The organism is Cetobacterium somerae ATCC BAA-474, assembly GCF_000479045.1.
GTDB classification, from domain to species: domain Bacteria; phylum Fusobacteriota; class Fusobacteriia; order Fusobacteriales; family Fusobacteriaceae; genus Cetobacterium_A; species Cetobacterium_A somerae.
This window is the reverse complement of record NZ_KI518104.1, coordinates 962-21,844: the sequence shown is the minus strand read 5'-3', so window position 1 is coordinate 21,844 and position 20,883 is coordinate 962. Positions and strand designations below refer to the sequence as shown.

The 20,883-nt window shown below is 29.3% G+C and carries 20 protein-coding genes and 1 pseudogene; 11 read left to right on the top strand and 10 right to left on the bottom strand.

The window, feature by feature from the left end; translation table 11 throughout:
• Positions 1-142: 142 nt before the first annotated feature.
• The gene (gene hflX / locus HMPREF0202_RS03605) at positions 143-1,936 is read right to left on the bottom strand and encodes a GTPase HflX (protein WP_023052024.1); all 1,794 of its coding nucleotides are present in this window, start codon (positions 1,934-1,936) and stop codon (positions 143-145) included.
• Positions 1,937-2,114: 178 nt separating this feature from the next.
• Here hflX and HMPREF0202_RS03600 point away from each other — a divergent pair, with 178 nt between their 5' ends.
• The 11 genes from HMPREF0202_RS03600 (at position 2,115) to HMPREF0202_RS03555 (ending at position 13,301) form a co-directional block, all read left to right on the top strand.
• On the top strand, positions 2,115-3,311 hold the full coding sequence (locus tag HMPREF0202_RS03600) for a dicarboxylate/amino acid:cation symporter (RefSeq protein ID WP_023052023.1): 1,197 nt from the start codon (positions 2,115-2,117) through the stop codon (positions 3,309-3,311).
• 225 nt (positions 3,312-3,536) lie between these two features.
• A complete protein-coding gene (locus HMPREF0202_RS03595; protein WP_023052022.1) occupies positions 3,537-5,168 on the top strand; it encodes a Na/Pi cotransporter family protein in 1,632 nt (543 codons plus the stop codon).
• Positions 5,169-5,220: 52 nt separating this feature from the next.
• Complete coding sequence (locus HMPREF0202_RS03590; RefSeq protein ID WP_023052021.1) at positions 5,221-6,348, top strand: aminotransferase class V-fold PLP-dependent enzyme; 1,128 nt, start codon at positions 5,221-5,223, stop codon at positions 6,346-6,348.
• A gap of 50 nt (positions 6,349-6,398) precedes the next feature.
• The gene (locus HMPREF0202_RS15590; protein ID WP_023052020.1) at positions 6,399-6,521 is read left to right on the top strand and encodes a hypothetical protein; all 123 of its coding nucleotides are present in this window, start codon (positions 6,399-6,401) and stop codon (positions 6,519-6,521) included.
• A 43-nt stretch (positions 6,522-6,564) separates the two neighbouring features.
• Positions 6,565-7,629 (top strand): aspartate carbamoyltransferase, encoded by a 1,065-nt coding sequence (gene pyrB / locus HMPREF0202_RS03585; RefSeq protein ID WP_023052019.1) that lies wholly within the window; start codon positions 6,565-6,567, stop codon positions 7,627-7,629.
• A 30-nt stretch (positions 7,630-7,659) separates the two neighbouring features.
• Positions 7,660-8,463, top strand: a complete 804-nt coding sequence (locus tag HMPREF0202_RS03580; RefSeq protein WP_023052018.1) for a dihydroorotate dehydrogenase electron transfer subunit — start codon at positions 7,660-7,662, stop codon at positions 8,461-8,463.
• Between the two features lie 13 nt (positions 8,464-8,476).
• Positions 8,477-9,394: a dihydroorotate dehydrogenase gene (locus HMPREF0202_RS03575; RefSeq protein ID WP_040406266.1), complete on the top strand. Its 918-nt coding sequence runs from the start codon at positions 8,477-8,479 to the stop codon at positions 9,392-9,394.
• Between the two features lie 23 nt (positions 9,395-9,417).
• The gene (gene pyrF, locus HMPREF0202_RS03570) at positions 9,418-10,146 is read left to right on the top strand and encodes an orotidine-5'-phosphate decarboxylase (RefSeq protein ID WP_023052016.1); all 729 of its coding nucleotides are present in this window, start codon (positions 9,418-9,420) and stop codon (positions 10,144-10,146) included.
• Positions 10,137-11,342 (top strand): dihydroorotase, encoded by a 1,206-nt coding sequence (locus HMPREF0202_RS03565; protein ID WP_023052015.1) that lies wholly within the window; start codon positions 10,137-10,139, stop codon positions 11,340-11,342. The genes pyrF and HMPREF0202_RS03565 overlap by 10 nt, the downstream gene beginning before the upstream one ends.
• Complete coding sequence (pyrE, locus tag HMPREF0202_RS03560) at positions 11,335-11,958, top strand: orotate phosphoribosyltransferase (protein WP_023052014.1); 624 nt, start codon at positions 11,335-11,337, stop codon at positions 11,956-11,958. The genes HMPREF0202_RS03565 and pyrE overlap by 8 nt, the downstream gene beginning before the upstream one ends.
• A gap of 146 nt (positions 11,959-12,104) precedes the next feature.
• Positions 12,105-13,301, top strand: coding sequence for a pyridoxal phosphate-dependent aminotransferase (locus HMPREF0202_RS03555; RefSeq protein ID WP_023052013.1), 1,197 nt, complete (start codon positions 12,105-12,107; stop codon positions 13,299-13,301).
• A gap of 14 nt (positions 13,302-13,315) precedes the next feature.
• Here HMPREF0202_RS03555 and HMPREF0202_RS03550 read toward each other — a convergent pair whose 3' ends face one another.
• The 9 genes and pseudogenes from HMPREF0202_RS03550 to HMPREF0202_RS03510 all read right to left on the bottom strand — a co-directional run.
• On the bottom strand, positions 13,316-14,548 hold the full coding sequence (locus tag HMPREF0202_RS03550; protein ID WP_211231156.1) for an NAD(P)-dependent oxidoreductase: 1,233 nt from the start codon (positions 14,546-14,548) through the stop codon (positions 13,316-13,318).
• 54 nt (positions 14,549-14,602) lie between these two features.
• Positions 14,603-15,760: an iron-containing alcohol dehydrogenase gene (locus tag HMPREF0202_RS03545; protein ID WP_023052011.1), complete on the bottom strand. Its 1,158-nt coding sequence runs from the start codon at positions 15,758-15,760 to the stop codon at positions 14,603-14,605.
• A 66-nt stretch (positions 15,761-15,826) separates the two neighbouring features.
• A complete protein-coding gene (locus HMPREF0202_RS03540; protein ID WP_023052010.1) occupies positions 15,827-16,192 on the bottom strand; it encodes a MerR family transcriptional regulator in 366 nt (121 codons plus the stop codon).
• 13 nt (positions 16,193-16,205) lie between these two features.
• The gene (locus HMPREF0202_RS03535) at positions 16,206-17,129 is read right to left on the bottom strand and encodes a PTS sugar transporter subunit IIA (protein WP_040406264.1); all 924 of its coding nucleotides are present in this window, start codon (positions 17,127-17,129) and stop codon (positions 16,206-16,208) included.
• A gap of 124 nt (positions 17,130-17,253) precedes the next feature.
• On the bottom strand, positions 17,254-18,246 hold the full coding sequence (locus HMPREF0202_RS03530; RefSeq protein WP_023052008.1) for a 7-cyano-7-deazaguanine synthase: 993 nt from the start codon (positions 18,244-18,246) through the stop codon (positions 17,254-17,256).
• 20 nt (positions 18,247-18,266) lie between these two features.
• Positions 18,267-18,782, bottom strand: coding sequence for a cell division protein SepF (locus HMPREF0202_RS14655; RefSeq protein WP_051364122.1), 516 nt, complete (start codon positions 18,780-18,782; stop codon positions 18,267-18,269).
• A gap of 15 nt (positions 18,783-18,797) precedes the next feature.
• On the bottom strand, positions 18,798-19,469 hold the full coding sequence (locus tag HMPREF0202_RS03520) for a YggS family pyridoxal phosphate-dependent enzyme (RefSeq protein WP_023052006.1): 672 nt from the start codon (positions 19,467-19,469) through the stop codon (positions 18,798-18,800).
• Positions 19,470-19,486: 17 nt separating this feature from the next.
• Entirely contained in the window at positions 19,487-20,563 is a 1,077-nt protein-coding gene (gene hemW, locus HMPREF0202_RS03515; RefSeq protein ID WP_023052005.1) for a radical SAM family heme chaperone HemW, read from the bottom strand.
• A 15-nt stretch (positions 20,564-20,578) separates the two neighbouring features.
• Positions 20,579-20,883, bottom strand: a pseudogene (locus HMPREF0202_RS03510) (phospho-sugar mutase); the annotation flags it as partial.

The window sequence follows — 20,883 nt, the reverse complement described above, 5'->3', positions numbered from 1 at the left end:
GCTGACGCTCTACCAACTGAGCTACTCCCGCAATCACAAAAATATAGTATCATAATATAAAAAAAATGTCAATGCAATTTTTTAAAAAAATTTTAAAAATAAAAAGCCAAAAATTTTGGCTTTTTATTTAAAATTTAGTGGCTTAAATTTCTTTTATAATGAAATTAGAACATTTATTGTAAACTTCATCACTAACAGTAGCAATAATTAATGTTCCATCAGCCTCGTAAGATTCACTTTCGATAATAGCATTTCTATGTAAGTAAGCATTGATAGAACTATCTGAATATGGAATTAAAAGCTCTACTCTTTTCATTGTTCTAGGTAAAGATGTTGTAATTTTATCCATTAATAAATCAATATTAATTTCATTTTTAGCACTAATTTCAACAATATCCATATGGTTATATAATTCTTTTAATTTTTCAATTTGCTCATCAGTAGCTACATCACATTTATTTAAAGCAAGTATAGTCGGTTTATCAATTGCACCTAATTCTGTTAAAACATTTTCAACAGATTTAATCTGTTGAACAACAGTATCACTTGAAGCATCAACTAAATGAACAAGTAAATCAGAAAAAATAACTTCTTCTAATGTGGATTTAAAAGCTTCAATTAAATCATGAGGAAGTTTTCTAACAAATCCAACAGTATCAGTTAGAGCAGTAACTCTTTTATCTGGAAGAACCATAGTTCTAGTAGTAGCATCTAAAGTTGCAAAAAGCATATTTTCTGCAAAAACAGCTTCTTTTTTAACAGTATTATCACTTGGATACATTTCCACAAGAAGATTTCTAAGTGTTGATTTACCTACGTTAGTATATCCAACTAAAGAAACTCTAGGAATACCAGAACTTTCTCTTTTAGTTCTTTGAAGAGCTCTAATTTTTTTTATTTTTTCTAATTCTTGTCTAAGGGCAAAAATTTCATCTTTAATTCTTCTTCTATCTATCTCTAACTTTTTTTCTCCAGGTCCCTTAGTTCCAATTCCTCCACCAGTTCTAGACATAATACTACCTAAACCAATAAGTCTTTGACTTCTATACTTAAGTTGTGCTAATTCAACCTGTATTTTAGCTTCCCTAGTTCTAGCTCTTCTAGCGAAAATTTCTAGAATAAGTATTGTTCTATCAATAACTTTACATCCCGTAACAGCTTCTAAGTTTTTAATCTGAACTCCACTTAACTCTTCATCAAAAATTATTAAGTTAGCATTTTTAATCTGTCTTAATAAAGCTAACTCTCTAACTTTTCCACTACCAATATAGAAGATATTGTCAATTCTTTTTATCTTTTGAAAAATTCTTCCTGCAACATTAACATCACATGCTCTAGCTAACTCTTCTAATTCATCTAAACTCTCTTCAGAATCTACACCAACAACTATAGCGTATTCGCTATCATCTTCAATAACATCACTTTTTCTAAGTTCAGATTCAATTTCTAAAACTTTATCTAAATAATCTGTAGACATAACTTTATCTAAAGATAAATTTTCAATTTCTTCATAAACTAGTTCTTGATTTTCTATTTTGCAGTATCCTATATTAACACCTGTTATTTCAGTTTCACCTACACCAATAGCTAATATAGCATCCAATTTTAACTTTAGTAAAGCTGAAATATCAATCATAGAAAGTTTAGAATATCCATTGGGATGAGTATGAATAACTTTAACTCCACTTAATTTTTTACTAGAAATTTCTAAAATAGGTAGTTCAACACTATTACTATCTCCAATAGCTACTTCTAATATTTTTCCTTTTCTATCAATTGAAACACTAATTTCACGATTTATAACTCTAGTTATATCAGTTATAAGTGCAACAATTTCAGGACTAACAAGTTTTCCTTTTTCAACACTCATACTATAAATAGTATCTAATTCTGCTAAAATAGAATCTCTAACTCCTTCAACATTACCTTTTATCATATTTCACATCCTTGACCTTAATATAATTAAGTTTTTATATTAATTTTACTACATATATATAAAAAATACAAATTTAATGATACTTACATAAAAAATATTTGCAAATCCGAAAAAAATGTAGTATTACATATATTATTGATTCTTTTATAAACAAAGTTAAATACTGGGAGGAGAAAAAATGAAAAAAATAGGTCTTTTACCAAAACTGATTTTAGCAATTATAATTGGTATTGGAGTAGGTATGCTAGGAATGGAGGTACCTATAAGATTATTAGCAACATTTAATGGTATTTTTGGAAACTTTTTAAAATTCTCAATACCACTTATCATAATCGGATTCGTTGCACCTGGAATTGGTGATTTAGGAACTGGAGCAGGTAAGTTGTTGGGAATAACAACAGCAATAGCATATATTTCAACAGTTTTAGCAGGTTCATTTACATATTTTGTAAATACGGCAGTATTTAAAATGATTTTAAAAACAGGATCAATGCTAGAAACAGCAGATAATCCAGAGCATGCATTATTATCAGGATATTTAACAATAAATATGCCTCCAATAATGGATGTAATGACAGCATTATTAATGGCTTTTATTTTAGGAATAGGAATTGCTATAGTAAAAGGACATGCAATAAAAGATGTAATGAACGAATTCCAAAAAGTTGTAGAAGGAATTATAAGAAATATAATCATTCCATTTTTACCACTACATATAGCTGGAATTTTTGCCAATATGACTTATGCTGGACAAGTTGCTACAATACTAACAGTATTCTCTAAAGTATTTGCTGTAATTATTTTATTACACATAACAATACTTTTAATACTTTACTTTATAGCTGGAGGAATGGCAGGAGCAAATCCAATTAGATTATTAAAAACAATGTTACCAGCGTATTTTACTGCTATAGGAACTCAATCATCAGCAGCTACGATACCAGTAACACTGAATCAAACAAAAGAAAATGGTGTAAATACAGGTATTGCTGAGTTCGTTGTCCCTCTTTGTGCAACGATACATTTATCAGGAAGTACAATAACACTAGTAAGTTGTGCAATGGCAATAATGATGTTAAATGGAATGAGCATAACTTTCGGAACAATGTTTGGATTCATACTAATGTTAGGAGTTACAATGGTTGCAGCACCAGGAGTTCCTGGAGGAGCAGTTATGGCAGCGTTAGGAATTATTGAAACAATGTTAGGATTCCCTCCAACATTAACATCAATAATGATTGCTCTTTACTTAGCGCAAGATAGTTTTGGAACTGCTTGTAATGTAACTGGAGATGGAGCAATAGCTATTATTGTAAATAAAATAGCAGGATTTAAACTTGAAAAAAATTCAAAAGAATTCTTTGATAATATATAAGAATATAAAAGATAGATATCAATAAAAATAAGGGTTAAGTGAGGTGTTGAAAAAAAACACCTCTTTTTTTATTTTATGAAAATATATTTTAATGTTAAAAACGTGTAAATTTTAAGTTAAAAAATGGTTTTTTATTTTACATTTATTAAAATACATGTTAAAATTTACCAGATTGACTATTTAACCAAAAAAATTAAAATAAAAAAGTAAAATTTAGGAGGAAAAATGTACTTAGATATCTTTTTTAAGGTTCTAGGAGGACTAGGTCTATTCTTGTATGGAATGGAAAATATGTCTAAAGGAATGCAAAAAATGGCAGGAGAGAGATTGAAAAAAATTCTTGCTATGCTTACAACAAACCGTTTTATGGCAATAGGAATGGGAGTATTTGTAACAGCACTAGTTCAATCTTCATCTGTAAGTACTGTAATGACAATAGGATTTGTTAATGCATCATTATTAACATTAAAGCAGGCACTAGGAGTAATACTAGGAGCTAATATAGGAACGACAATAACTGGATGGATACTAGTTTTAAAAATAGGAAAATATGGACTTCCAATGGCTGGAGCAGCAGCTATTTCAACAATGTTCTTTACTAGTGAAAAGGCTAGAACAAGAGCAATGGCAATTATGGGATTAGGACTTATATTCTTTGGATTAGAATTAATGAGTGATGGTTTAAAACCATTAAGATCATTACCAGAGTTCGTATCACTTTTCCATGCGTTTACAGCAGATACATATTTTGGAGTATTAAAGGCAGCAGCAGTAGGAGCGTTATTAACAGCAGTTGTTCAATCATCTTCAGCAACGTTAGGTATTACAATAACACTAGCTGTACAAGGATTAATTGATTATCCAACAGCAGTAGCATTAGTTCTAGGAGAAAATGTAGGAACAACAATAACAGCTTTATTAGCATCTTTAAATGCTACAGCAAATGCAAAAAGAGCAGCTTATGCACATACAATAATTAATATTGCTGGAGTTTTATGGGCAACAACAATATTTAGATTCTATTTAGGATTCTTAGAGCATATTTTAGATCCAGATAATAATTTAACAGCAGCAATTGCTACAGCTCATACAATGTTTAACATAATAAACGTATGTTTATTTATACCATTTACTGGATATTTAGCTGATTTCTTATGTAAAGTAGTAAAATCAGATTCACCAGTTGCAAAAGAGAGAGTAACTCATTTAGATATTTTAATGGCAGATACACCATCAGTAGTAGTTGAACAAACACAAAAAGAAATTTTAACTATGGGTACACATATAAAAGAAATATTTATGAAATTAGATAATGTTCTTTCAGGTAGAGAAAAGATAGATAATCAAGTTGGAAAAATAGAAAAGTTAGAAGATACTTTAGATTTATTCCAAAAAGAGATTTCAGATGTAAACTTCCACATTTTAAATGGAACATTAGATCATGCAAATACTGAAGATACTAGAGAAAATTTACAAACTTGTGATGAGTATGAAACTGTAAGTGATTACTTATTAAGAATTGCTAAGACAATGAAAAAAATGCAAGATAATGGAATTGAATTAAGTGAGTATAAAAGAGCTACTTTAAATCAATTACATGCTAATGTTGAAGATTTATTTGATGATATAAATAGAGCTTATGAGTTAAGAGATAGAGACCTATTTATAGGAACAATAAAAAAATGTAATTTTATAAAAGAAGAGTATAAAAGAGCAAGAGCAGAGCATTTAGAGCATGTTTCAGAAAATGTAATGCCGGCGATGTTAAGTACAGGATATATGGATATTTTAAATAACTATAGAAGAATAAAGGATCACTTATACAATATAGTTGAAGTTTTTGCAAAAATAAACTAAGATAAAAGAGAGGAGAAATCCTCTCTTTATTATTTTTTAAGAGGAGAAAAGTATGAAGAACTATTATTTTGATAATTCAGCAACAAGTTCACCAAAACCAGAGGCAGTTTATAAAGCTGTAGAGATTGGTTTAAGAGAGTATAATGCAAATCCAGGAAGAGCAGGACATAGAAAAGCTGTAGAGGCTGGAAGAAAAATATACGAAGTAAGAGAGAAGATAGCAAAGTTTTTTAATGTAAAAAATAGTTTAAATATAGCATTTACAGCTAATGCAACAGAGTCATTAAATTTTGCAATAAAAGGTGGTATTCCTCAAAATTCACACGTTATAACAACAAATTTTGAGCATAATTCTGTTTTAAGACCATTATTTTATATGCAAGATGAAAAAAATATAAAATTGACTTTTGTTAATACATATGATGAAATTGAAAAAAATATTACTTCAGAAACAAAAGCAGTTGTAATTAATCATATATCTAATGTAAATGGTACTATTCAAAATATAGAAGAGATAGGAAAAATATGTAAAAAACATAATCTTTTATTTATATTAGATGCTTCACAAAGTGCGGGGTATTCGTATATAGATATGGAGAAACACAACATATCTATATTGTGTTTAACAGGACATAAATCGCTTTTTGGAATACAAGGAATAGGCGCAATTTGTTTGAGAGATAATGTAAAAATAGAACCTATTTTAGAAGGAGGAACAGGAAGTTTTTCAAAACTTTCAAGACAACCAAAAGAGATGCCAGAACTTTTAGAAGCAGGAACTATAAATACTCCAGGGGTAATAAGTTTAGGAGCTGGAATAGACTTTATAAATGAGATGGGATTAGATAAAATAAGAGAACATGAAAATCGATTAACTAAAAGATTTATAGATGGATTAAAAGATATAGAAAAAATAAAAATTTATAAAAGTTTAACAGAAGAACAAGGACCTGTAGTAAGTTTAAATATAGACGGTGTTGATAGTGGAGATTTAGCACAAATTTTAGATGAAGAATTTGGTATTTTTGTAAGACCGGGATTTCATTGTGCACCATTAGCTCATAAAGTTATTGGAACTTATGAAACAGGAACAGTAAGGTTTTCTTTTGGATATTTTAATACAGATGAAGAGATTGAATTTGCTTTATCTACACTGGAAAATATTGCTTTACAAATTTAAAAAGGTATGATATACTTTTCAAAGCGTAAAAAAAGTAGGGAGGATAAAAAGTGAAAAAGTTGTTAAGTATTTTTGGATTAAAAAAAGAAAAAAAGAAAAAAATACTATTTTCATTATTTTTATCTTTTAATTTTGATTTTAATATATGGAATAGAAGTTACATTAATTTGTAATTTCTATTCCTTTTTTTTTAACTAAAATTATTAAGGAGGAAAAATGAGAGATTTTATTTCAATGAAAGATTTTACAAAAGGTGATATTTTAGAGGTTTTAAGAGTAGCAAAAGAGTTAGAGAAAAAAAATGAAGAACTTTTGAAAAATAAAATAGTTGGAAGCTTATTTTTCGAACCTTCAACAAGAACAAGATTATCATTTACATCGGCAGCTTATAGATTAGGAGCTAAAGTCTTGGGATTTGATTCACCAGACGCCACTTCTTTAAAAAAAGGTGAATCATTAAGAGATACAATAAAGATGACAGAAGCTTATTCTGATGTAATTGTTATGAGACACAATAGAGATGGAGCGGCTCGTTTTGCAGCAGATATAGCAAAAGTACCAGTAATAAATGCTGGAGATGGAGCTAATGAGCATCCAAGTCAAACTCTTTTAGATTTATATACAATTGAAAAAGAGTTTGGAAATATAGAAGGAAAAAAGGTAGCTTTTGTAGGAGATTTAAAATATGGAAGAACAGTTCATTCGTTAACAAAAGCTTTAGAGATGTTTAACTGTGAGTTTTATTTTATAGCACCAGAAGTAATTCAAATACCAGAGTATATTGTAAGAGAGCTTGAGAAAAAAAATATAAAATATCATATATTAAATGATTACAAAGATGTATTAAAAGAGATAGATGTATTGTACATGACAAGAATTCAAAAGGAAAGATTTGATAATCAAGAAGATTATGAAAAAGTAGCTGGAGTTTATATCATAGATAAAGAAAGTATTGTAGGTAAATGTAAAGAAAATATGATAATTTTACATCCGTTGCCTAGGGTAGATGAAATAAAAATAGATTTAGATGAAACAAAGCATGCTAAATATTTTGAACAAGCAGCAAATGGAGTCCCAACAAGAGAAGCTATTTTTTCAGTAGCGTTAGGATTGGTAGAAACATTAAACTGTGAGATACTAGAAAAAGATATTAGAAAATCAACTAAAATTATTTGTAATAATGAAAAGTGTATTACAAAATTTGAGGAAACAGAAAACAAGTATGTTGTAGATAAAGAACATGAATATTGTTACTACTGTAATAGAGATATAAAAAAATAAAATATTTTAAGATAGATTTGGGAGGAAAAAATGTTTTTAGAGGATTGTAAAGTATTAGAAAATTATAAAGTTGGAGAAGACTACTACTTAATGAAAATAGAATCTGAGAAGGCTTCTCAATATTCAAAAGCTGGACAGTTTTTTATGTTAAAACTAAAAAATGAAATAAGAATTTTAAGAAGACCAATCAGTCTTCATAATGTAGATAAAGATAAAAATATTTTAGAGTTTTATTACGAAGTAAAAGGTGGAGGAACACAGGAGTTTGCTACACTTGAAGTTGGAGAAATTTTAAATATCCAAGGACCTTTAGGAACAGGATTTACAACAGAAGTAAAAAATAAAAAGTGTGTTGTTGTAGGGGGAGGAATGGGAATTGCTCCAACAAAGCTACTAATAGATGAGTTAAAAAAAGAAAATGAAGTTATATTTGTAGCTGGTGGAAGAGGAAAAGAAGCTTTAAATATATTAGAAAATTTAAATTTAGATGGAGTAAAAACATATATAACAACAGATGATGGTTCTTTAGGAGAGAAAGGAAATGTAATATCTGTTTTAAGTAGAGTTTTATCTGATGAAAAAATAGATATGGTTCAAACTTGTGGACCTCATAAAATGATGGAAGCAGTAGCAGAAACATCGTTAAAAGCAGATGTGTTTTGTGAAGTATCTTTAGAAGAAAGAATGGCATGTGGAGTTAAGGCATGTGTTGGATGTTCAATAAAAACATTAGATGGAATGAAAAAAGTTTGTCATGATGGACCGGTTTTTGATTCAAAAATAATAGTGGATGTAAATCCTAAAGAAAATACAGGGTGTAGCTGTGGAAACTAAGGGAGTGAAAAAGATGAATAGATTAAAAACAAATTTTTTAGGAAAAGAGTTTAAAAATCCAATGGTAACGTCGTCAGGATGTTTTGGGTTTGGATTAGAGTATAAGGATTATTTTGATCCAAATGTTTTGGGAGGAATTGTAGTAAAAGGAATAACAATGGAACCTAGAGATGGTAACTATGGAACTAGAATAGCAGAGACTCCAGGAGGAATGCTAAACTGTGTTGGACTTGAAAATCCAGGGATTGATTACTTTGAAAATGTAATTGTAAAAAATATAAAGTCATCGGGAATTGAGTCTCCAATAATAGTTAACATAAATGGAAAAGTAATAGAGGAGTATGTTGAAATAGCTAAAAGAGTAGAAAATATTCCAGAAGTTGATATGATAGAATTAAATATATCATGTCCAAATGTAAAAGATGGAGGAATGGCATTTGGTGCTAAGCCAGAAGTAGCTGGAGCTGTAACAAAGGCTGTTAGAGAAGTAACAACAAAACCTTTGATTGTGAAGTTATCACCTAACGTAACGGATATAGTTCATATAGCAAAAGTTGTAGAAGAGAACGGTGCAGATGCAGTATCTTTAATAAATACTTTACTAGGAATGGCAATAGATATTAAAAAGAGAAAACCTGTATTAGGAAATACTTTTGGTGGATTCTCAGGACCTGCAGTAAAACCAGTAGCTTTAAGAATGGTATATCAAGTATATAAAAATGTAAATATACCAATAGTTGGAATGGGAGGGATCTCTTCTACTGAGGATGCAATAGAATTTATGATGGCAGGAGCAACAATGGTTTCATTAGGAACAGGACTATTTTCAAATCCAATTTTACCAGTTGAGATAAAAGATGGATTAGAAAAATTTTGTGAAGAGAATGGATTAGAAAATATACAAGAGATTGTAGGAGCAGCACACAACTAATAGATAAAAATAACGGAGGAAAAATGAATATTAAAGATAGATTAATAATAGCATTAGATTATTCAAATATGGAGGATGCTAAGAATATAGTTGAGATTCTAGGAGAAACAGTTTCTTTTTATAAAGTGGGATTAGAGTTGTTTTTAAACTCAAAGGGAGAGATGGTAGAATATCTTACTCAAAAAGGTAAAAAAGTATTTTTAGATTTAAAATTCCATGATATTCCAAATACAACAACAATGGCATCATTATTTGCAGCTAAACAAGATGTATTCATGTTTAATGTACATGCAAGTGGTGGAAGAGCTATGATGGAATCAGTTGCAAAAAGAGTAAAAGAGGTAAATCCAGAAATACTATCAATTGCTGTAACAATTTTAACAAGTTTTTCAGAAGAGGGATTAAAAGAAACTTTTAAAAGTGAATTAACATTAAAAGAGTTAGCTTTAAATTTAGCTAAATTAACAAAAGAAGCTGGAATGGATGGAATTGTATGTTCGCCGTGGGAAGCAAAAGCGATTAAAGAACTATGTGGAGAAAACTTTAAAACAGTATGTCCTGGAGTAAGACCTAAATGGTCAGTTGCTAATGATCAAGAGAGAATAATGACTCCTAAAGATGCAATACTAAATGGATGTGATTATCTAGTTGTAGGAAGACCGATAACTAAAAATGAGAATCCTGTAGAAGCAGCTAAAAAAGTATTAGCTGAAATAGAGGAGGGAGTAAAAGAGGGAAGTCTATGTTGCTAAAAAACTGTAGAGTTTTATATCATGGAGAAGAAGATATAAAGGATATTTTAGTAGAAAAAGGAAAGATTGTTAAAATATATAGATGCTCAGAAGTAGAAGAGTTAGACATAGATGAGATTATAGATATGGATGGAAACTGGGTTTTACCTGGAGTAATAGATGTACATACTCATATGAGAGATCCAGGATTATCTTATAAAGAAGATTTTGAAACAGGAAGTAAAGCATGTGCTAAGGGTGGAGTAACAACATTTATAGATATGCCAAATACAGTTCCAAATACAACAACAAAAGAGATTTTAGATGCTAAAGAGAGCAATTCTAAAAATAGAAGTTATGTAGATTATGGATTTCACTTTGGGGGAAGTAAATTAGATAATAGTGAAGAGATAAGAAAAGTAAGAGATAGAGTAGCTTCAACTAAAATATTTCTGAATATGTCAACAGGTGATATGTTAGTTGAAGAGGAAAAAGTTTTAGAAAATTTATTTAAAGAATCTAAAATAATATCAGTTCATGCAGAGGAAGAGATGGTAGATAAAGCTATAGATTTAGCTAGGAAATTTAGAAAACCACTATATCTGTGTCATCTTTCTAAAAAAAGTGAAGTAGAAAAGTTAAGAGCTGCAAAAAAAGAGGGATTAAAAATATATGGAGAAGTAGCTCCACATCACTTATTTTTAGATTCAAGTATGGCAAACTCGTTACTTATAATGAAGCCAGAGCTAAAAAGCAAAGAGGATAATGAGGCTCTTTGGTTAGGAATAGAAGATGGGACTATTGATACAATAGGAACTGATCATGCACCACATACTTTAGAGGAAAAAAATTCTAAAACAACATATGGAATACCAGGGGTGGAGAATTCTTTAGAGATGATGTTAAAAGAATTAAATAAAAAAATAGACATGAAAACTTTACAGAAAGTTATGTCAGAAAATCCAGCTAAAATATTTGGGATTGTTGGAAAAGGAAAGATAGAAGTTGGGTATGATGCAGATTTAGTTGTAGTAGATTTAAATAATAAAGAGATTATAAAAAATGAAGATGTAATCTCAAAATGTGCATGGACACCTTATAGTGGAATAGTAGGAGGGGGAAAAGTACTATTAACTATGGTAAGAGGTCATATTGTTTATGATGGTAAAAATTTTATAGAAAAAATTGGAGAAGGAGTGAATTATAAAAATGTCTAGAGAAAAAAATATAGCAAAATCATTATTAGGAACAGAGGCAGTTAGATTAAGTGTAAAGGATCCATTTACTTTTGTATCAGGAATAAAAAGTCCAATCTATTGTGACAATAGAAAAATGATAGGATTCCCTAAAGAGAGACAAGTTGTAGTAGATGCTTTTATAGAAGTTTTAAAAGAAAAAGAGTTTGACATTGTAGCAGGAACAGCAACAGCAGGAATTCCATGGGCAGCATTTATAGCTCAAGAGATGAATGTACCAATGGCTTATATTAGAGGAGAAAAGAAGGCTCATGGTGCAGGAAGACAAATTGAAGGAGCTGAATTTGAAGAGAAAAAAGTAATAATAATAGAAGACTTAATATCAACAGGAGGAAGCTCGATAAAGGCTGTAGCAGCTGCAAGAGAAGCAGGAGCTATTGATGTTGAAGTATTAGCAATATTCTCATATGAGTTTGAAAAAGCATATAAGAACTTTGAGCAAGACCATATTCCTTGGACTACACTTTCAAACTTTGCTTCATTAATTAACGTTGCGACAGAAGAGAACTATATAGATTCAGAAGAAGCTGAAATAGCTTTAAAGTGGAATAAAACTCCTGATACTTGGGGAAAATAATAGATAAGAGATATGTGAAGCAGATTAACTCTGCTTCTTTTTTTATAAAGGAATAGTTGACTTTATTTAAAAAATATCGTATCATATTTAGAAAATTAAAAAAAATTTTTAAAATAATATACAAATATAAAGCTAGGAGGAACAAAATGAAATTATCAAAAAGAGCATTAGAAATGAATTTTTCACCAATAAGAAAGTTGATTCCTCTGGCCGATGCAGCAGAAGCAAAGGGAATAAAAGTTTATAAATTAAATATAGGACAACCAAATGTAGTGACACCAGATTCATTTTTTGAAGGATTACATAACTATAAAGAGAAAATAGTTAAATACTCTCATTCACAAGGAATACCACAACTATTGGAAAGTTTTGCTAAAAGCTACCAAAAGATGGGAATTAATGTAAAAGAAGAGGATTTATTAATAACTCAGGGTGGTAGTGAGGCTATTATGTTTGTCTTAATGGCTATATGTAATGAGGGAGACAATATATTAATACCAGAGCCTTTTTATTCAAACTATACAAGTTTTTGCCAGTTTGCAGGGGCAGAGGTAGTACCTATTGAAACAACAATAGAAACTAGTTTTCATTTACCGTCAAAGGAAAAAATCGAATCTTTAATAACAGATAAAACAAGAGCTATAATGTTATCAAATCCAGTTAATCCAACAGGAACTGTTTATACAAAAGATGAAATAGAGATGATAGCACAGATAGCTAAAGAAAAAGATATATATATAATAGCAGATGAGGTATATAGACAATTTGTTTATGATGATATTCCTTATACATCTTTTATGCAATTAGATGATGTAAAAGATAGAGTAATACTAGTAGATAGTATATCTAAACACTACAGTGCATGTGGAGCAAGAATAGGTCTGATAGCTAGCAAAAATAAAGAGCTAATGAGCTGTATAATGAAGTTTAGCCAAGCTAGACTATGTGTTTCAACAATTGAACAACATGCAGCATCAAATTTAATAAATACAATGGATAACTATTTAGAAGATGTAAGAATAAAATATCAAAATAGAAGAGATTTATTATTTTCATATTTAAATAGAATACCAGGAGTAGTTTGTTATAAACCTCATGGAGCATTTTATGCTTTTGCAAAATTACCAATAGATAATGCAGAAAAATTTGCAAAATGGTTATTGACAGATTACTCATATGAAAATCAAACGCTTTTATTAGCTCCAGGTCCTGGATTTTATCAAAGCGAAGGAAAAGGAGAGAATGAAGTGAGATTTTCTTTCTGTACAAGTGTTGATGATATAGAGAATTCGATGATAATTTTAAGAAGAGCATTAGAAGAATACAATAGAATAGAGAGATAAGAAAAAGGAGTTGATTAAATCAACTCCTCTTTTTTTAAGATATTAGTAACTACTTTTTTAGCATCATTAACAGCAGCAACGACAGTCTTAGGACCAGTAACTACATCACCACAAGAAAATACATTTTCTAAAGTTGTTTCAAAATTGTCATTAACAATTACAGTTCCCCATTTTTCAAGACTAATTCTATCTTCAGAAGAGACAATGTTTTTTTTAGGCCCTTGACTAACAGCAACTATAATCGAGCTATAAGGTATTGCAATGTCAGTATCTTCTAAAGTAACAAGTTTTTTTCTTCCATTTTCATCAGTATGCGATTCAGTTCTTAGAAAAATCATAGTATTATCTAAAATTTCTTTTGGAGCATAGTAAAATTTGAAATTTACACCATCTTCTTTTGCTTCAGCTATTTCAACTTTAGTAGCGGGCATATCTTCTTCACCACGTCTATACATTACTGTTACAGAACTACCCAATCTTTTAGCAACTCTAGCTGCATCCATAGCAACATTCCCTCCACCAATAACTAAAACGTTAGGTCCAAGGTTATATGACTCAGGGGAAACAAGGTAGTTAATAGCATAGTGAACATTTCCCTTAGTTTCTCCTTTTATATCCATAGGTTTAGGATTCCAAACACCAGTTGTAATGATAATATACTTAAAGTCATCATTTTTTAAATTTTGAATAGTATGAGTAGGACCAACTAAAGTATTATATTTAATTTTAATACCTAGATTTAAAAGGTATTTTTCAAAAGTATCCATTAACTCTCTAGATAGTCTAAATTCAGGAATACCAAATCTTAAGACACCACCCAACTTAGAAAAAGCTTCAAATATAGTAACATTAAAGCCTTCTTTAGCTAAGAGAATAGCAGAAGTAATACCAGCAGGTCCTCCGCCAATAATAGCTATATCTATTTTTTTATTTTCTTTTTTATTTAAAGGTAATTTAGAAAGATATTCAGTAGAAATTTCTTTTTCAATAAGTGGAAACTCAACAGGAGTTTCTTTAATTCCCTTTATACAATGACCTTTACATTGTTCTTCATGAGGACATACAATAGAACAAAATATAGATAAAGGATTATTTGTAAATAAAATTTCTCCAGCTTCATCTATTTTATTTTCTTTAAATAAATTTATAATATTAGGTATGTCTGTGGATATAGGACAATGTATTTTACAAAGTGGTTTTTTGCAATTTAAGCAACGGTTAGCTTCTTGTAGTAAATCTATTTTCAAAATAATCACCTCTTTAAAAAATGGCTGAGAAAAACTTCTCAGCCTCTTAAAATATTATAATGCTTTTTCGAGAATTTCTCTACTTATTTCTAAAGATAAATCTCCAGTTTCTGATAAAGAAGTTCTATGGTTTTTTTCTAAAGCTAAAATCAAATCATCTATTTTATCTTTTGTTATACCATAATCTGAAAGATGAGTTTTAACTCCAAGTTCTTCAAAGAATGAACGAGTTTTCTCAATAGCTTGTTTAATTTTTAAATCATTATTAATCTCTTCAATATTCCAAACACGTTCAGCATATTGAATTAATTTCTCTCTTTTTTTCTCTTTTCTAACTTCCCATATAGCTGGTTGAAGTATAGCAAGAGTTTTTCCATGGTCGACACCAAACATAGCAGTAATTTCATGACCAATCATATGTGTCGTCCAGTCTTGAGGAACTCCAGCACCAATCAATCCGTTTAATGCCATAGTAGCACACCAAACAAGGTTAGCACGAGCATCATAGTTAGTTGGTTCTTCAATTGTTGTTTTACCAATTTCAATAAGTGTTTTCAAAATTCCTTCAGCAGTTCTATCTTGAAATCTAGCGTCTACAGGATAAGTAACATACTGCTCAACAGTATGAATAAAAGTATCAATAATACCGTTAGCAACTTGATTTTTAGGTAAAGTAAATGTTAACGTAGGGTCAAGTATAGAAAATTTTGGAAATGTATGCATACTAAAAACAGGAACTTTTAATCCTTTATGACTGATAACAGCTCCATTATTCATTTCAGATCCAGTAGCTGGTAAAGTGACAACAGTTCCTAAAGGAATTGCTGAATCAACTGGAGCTAAATCAAAATCTGGAGTTAGCAGATTTAGGCAATCACCATCATATTTAGAAGCAAGAGCTATAAATTTAGTTCCATCCATAACAGATCCCCCACCAACAGCAAGAAGAAAATCTATATTTTCTTTTTTAGCAATATCGACAGCTTTCATTAAAGTTTCATATTGAGGATTTGGTTCAATTCCACCAAATTCAAAGATTTTTCTTCCAGGAAGATTTTTAATAACATTTTCTAATGTTCCAAACTTCTTAACAGATCCCCCACCGTAAGTTATTAGCACTTTGGCATTTAAAGGAACTAAAGTATTTAATTGATCTAAAGTATCTTTTCCAAAAACTATATGAGTTGGGTTATAAAAATTAAAATTTAACATGAAATCAACCTCCTATTATTAATTAGTGAGATTATAAACCTTAGAGTTGACTCTAAGTCAAGATATTTATTTACAAGAAATAGAATTATTCTCATACCAAGCAATTTTTAAATCAAGTTTCTTTAAATTATTATTTAATTCTTCAATTTGTTCTAATATTTTTTTTCTATGTTCTAAAAGAATAGCTAGTCTTTCCTCTTTTGTCTGATCTCCTTTTAAACTTAAATCGACAATTGATTTAATGTCTTCAATAGTCATTCCAGTATTTTTAAGACACTTAATTATTTCAATCCAAAATATATCATCTTGAGAAAAGGAACGAATTCCATTTTTATTTCGAGCGATATATGGCATTAAACCACATTTGTCATAGTATCTAATTGTATGAGACGAAAGACCGACCATTTCAGAAACAGTTTTAATTGAATACATAAAAATATTCTCCTTATATATGTAAAATTTTCTTAATTATATCGGACCTAAATATAAGACCAACATATTTATTATTTTCAAGAACATAAATTCTTGTAACACCTTTATTCATAAATATATATGATATCTCCATAAGGGAAGCATCTTTATCAATTGTAATTATTCCTTCTGTTCTATACAGATCTTTTATAGTTGTTATTTTTTCATTTACTAAATAATTTTCGAAAGGTTCACCTACGGTAAGAAAACTTAAATCATTTAAAATAGTAGTATGTTTAGGCATACCAAAAGAAATAAGTTCTCGCTCTGTAATTTCTCCCAAAAAGTTATTATGATTATCAACTACTGGGATTCCAGAAACTCTGTCCATAATAATTCTTTTTGCAATATCTTCTAGAGTGTTATTTTCTTTAGCAGGGAGTATAGATGTGGTAAATAAGTCTTCAGCGGTAATATTATGATCTATTTCAATTTTCATTTTATTTAAAATTTCAATTGTTTTTTCAGGAGATTTATATTTTAAAATCTCTTTAAAAACATCTTTATTTTTAAGGCAAAGTCTAGAGATTCCAGACATAATTTTAAGGATATTCTTATTTTTTAAAACATCAGCAACAATAAGAACAATGAAATCAACAGGTTCTTCTTCACCCATTACATTTTTCATAGTTACATGTTTTTCAGGAAAAGCGATAGAAACAATGATATCATCAAAGTATTCAAGTCTAGCGTGAGGAATTGCAACACCATTTCCAATATACGTAGAAGCTTCACTCTCTCTTTTTAAAATAGCCCTTTTCATAATCTCTTGTTCTACTTTAACTTGCTTATTTGTTTTAGCAAGTTCTTTAAGTAAATTTGTAATAAGTTCCTCAAAGGTTTCTCCTTTTAGGTTAGATATAATCTTATCTTCTGAAAGATAACTGGACAACTTCATAATTTGTCCCCTCCTTAACATTATTTAGTATATGTGAACACAAAATAATTATATAACGTTTTTGAATAAATTAAAATAAAAATTGAAAAAAAAACAGCTAAGAAAATATCTTAGCTGTTAAAAATTACATAGTAATTTGATACTTTTTAATTTTTTCATTTAAATTTTCAAGGTCAACTGCAGGGATAGTAACGTCTTTTCCATTTAGTAAAATAGTTATTTCTGTAGTTCCTTTAACTTTTGAGTATCTAGAAAATAGATTTAAAGAAAAATCAATCTCATCTTGTGTCAGATTACCAAATCCAACCATGTGAGGTCCAGGAACCTCTTTTCCTCTAATAAATAAAGAGCCGTAATCTTTAAATTCATTTATTTTTAAATTATCTTCTTGCTCTCTTCCAACTATTAAATATTTTCCTTTTTCAAATCTAAAAAATCTTCCAATTTTTAAAAGGTGGAATAGATTAGAGTTTTCATCTTCTAATAGTCCATCCTCTTCTAGGATTCTAAGTCTCTTTGAATAAGCTGGGTCAGTAAGAAGACATCCTCCACCAGGAGTTGGATAGTCTACAATACCGAATTTATCCATTAGTTCCATTTGAGTTTTTCTACTTCTTCCTTGGATATCTAAAAGCTTACTTCTATCAATCCATCCTAATTTTTCAGGTTCACTTTCTGGTAAAAGCTTTGCTGATAAAGGTCTCACAATAAGATTCTCAAGACCAGGAGAAAGAGCTTTAACTTTTTCTAGAGCTTGATAATTTTGTGACATAGGTCTTTGTCCTAGAACTTCACCAGAGATAATAAATGAAGCTCCATATTTTTTCATAAGATCACCAGCTGTTTTAAACATTAAAGCATGACAATCGATACAAGGGTTCATATTCTTTCCACGTCCATGAACAGGATCTTTTAAAATTTCAGTGTGAACACTACTAAAATTAACATACTCTAATTGAACCCCAAGTTGTTTAGCCATATTTTCAGCTTTTTCATTTTTTCCACCAAAGAAATGTGATACAAAGTTAAGAGCTATAACCTCAATTCCTTGATCTTTTATAATTTTAATTGCTAGAGCACTATCAAGTCCTCCAGAAAAAAGCGCTAATGCTTTCATTATTAACCTCCATAAATTAATTATTCGTGGTCAATATCTAAAAAAGTATTTTGTTTTAAATCATTTTTTCCATCATATAGGAAGTTGATATTTTTAGGAACAGAAGTAAATACATTTCTACTAATAGGAATCCATTTAGCTTCTTTTATGTTGATTGCACCACTTAAAAAATCAAGAATTCTTTGTGCATCTTTTCCATTTACATTTTCTAGATTTAGTGTAACCACTTTATCATTTTTTATATAATCTGCAATTTTTCTACATTCTGCAAAACTTTTTGGATTGACAAAAATTGTTTGACAATCTTCTTGAACAGTATTGTTGATTGGTGTTTTAATTTCTGCTTTAGGAATAGTGTTGTTAAAAGAAGGAACAACATCTTCCTTAGTGCTATTATTTAATCCAAATTTAGGAGCAGGAGCAGCTAATTCACTTTCCTCTTGATACTCCTCATAATTTTCTTCATCAGGATCAAAAGTAAGTCCAACACTATCAGTAAAATCTTTAAAAGCATTTTTGAATTTAGTAATTTTCATTGATACCTCCATATTTTATTCGAATATTTTACTACCTACTCTTATAAGAGTTGCTCCCTCTTCAAGAGCTAATTTATAATCATTACTCATTCCCATAGAAAGTTCAGTTAAAGAATCATTGAAATAAAGAATATTTAACTCATCTTTTAACTCTCTTAATTTTTTAAATCCATTTCTAATAAAATCTTCATTATCGGTATACGGTGCCATTGTCATAAGACCTTTAATTTTGATATTTTCAAGAGATAAAAGAGCAGGAATATCATTTAAAAAATCTTGATAATCATAACCCTCTTTACTATCTTCTTGAAAAAGATTTATCTCTATTAAAACCTCAATAACCCTATTATGTTCTTTAGCTCTTTTATTAATCTCTTCAGCTAAAGAAAGTTTGTTAATAGAGTGAATCATATCAATGAAACGAGCAATATATTTAACTTTATTTTTCTGAAGATTTCCAATAAAGTGCCATTTGTGATTAATAGAATAACTTGAAAGCTCCTCATATTTTTTAGTCAAAACTTGAACTTTATTCTCTCCTAAAATATGAGCACCACCTTTAAGTACCTCTTTTATAGTCTCAATATCAACATATTTAGTGACAGCAACAAGATTTACTTTTTCAGGATCTGGAGAGAGTTTTTTTATATCTAATAAGATATCATTAATATTTTCTGAAATTCCCACAATTTCCTCCTAAATAATTAAATAAATTTACTAAAAACATCATTAGCCATGAGAATACCTTTTTTAGATAAAATATATCTAAAATTATTTTTTATTAGAAATCCCTCGTCAACTAAATTATTACAAAGATCTATATATTTTCCTTTAGGAATAATTCCATCAGGAATAATTCGTAAACCAAGAATATATTCATAAATCTCTTTTTCATCAGAATCTACAAACTCTTCTTCTAAAATAGGCTTAACGTTATCAGATATTTTAGCATAATATTCAGGAATTTTTAAGACATTTTTATATCTAACATCTTGATAATACCCAGATGCCCCAATTCCGATTCCAAGATACTCTTCATTTTTCCAGTATTTTGTATTGTGTATAGCTCTTTTTTCTGGAAGGCAGAAATTTGAAATTTCATAATGAATATATCCATTTTTTTGAGCTTCATCGATAATTAGTTCATACATAGATGCTTCTAAGTCATTATCAGTTTCTTTATAAATTCCAGCTTCAAGTTTACTAAAGAAATCAGTACCCTCTTCCCAAATTAAAGAATATATAGAGAAGTGCTCAGGTCTTAATGAAAATAGACGATTTAAGTCAGATTTCAGATCCTTTAGAGTCTGGTTTGGTAGGGAAAACATTAAGTCTAAACTGATATTATCAAATCCAGCTTTTCTAGCAAAATAAAAAGCCTCCTCTCCTTCTGAAGAAGAATGGAGTCTACCTAAAGTTTTAAGTAGTTCATCATTAAAGCTTTGTATTCCAATGCTAACTCTGTTTATACCAGCTTTTTTAAAAAGTTTAAATTTCTCAAGTGTAACTGTTTTTGGATTAACTTCAAGAGTAATTTCAGCATTATTTTTAATATTTAAATTATTTAAAATTCTGCTAACTTGCTCAGGAGTTAATAAAGAGGGAGTACCTCCCCCAAAATAAACAGTTTCAAGTGGAAATTTAGGATACATATTAATTTCATTAATAAGTGCAGCTACATATTTTTCTCTCTCTTCATCAGTAGATTTAAAAGATAAAAAATCACAATAATTGCATTTATTAAGACAAAAAGGAATATGTATATACATTCCGCTTAACATAAGCACCTCCAAGATTTAATCAATAAAAGCTTGGAAATCCTCCATAGTTTTCATTAATTTTTCGTTTGCTTCTATCTCTGTTTTTCCAACGACACAGAAGTAATATTTGATTTTTGGTTCTGTTCCAGAAGGTCTAGCTGTAATATATGTATTATCCTCTAATACAAATTGAATAACATCTGATTTTGGTAATCCTTCATATCCAAGACTAAAATCTCTTTTTGATACTACTTCTTTACCTAGTAAAGAGTTAGAAACATTAGCTCTAAGATTTGACATTATTTTACTAATAGCTTCAACACCATCTTTTCCTTTTTTTG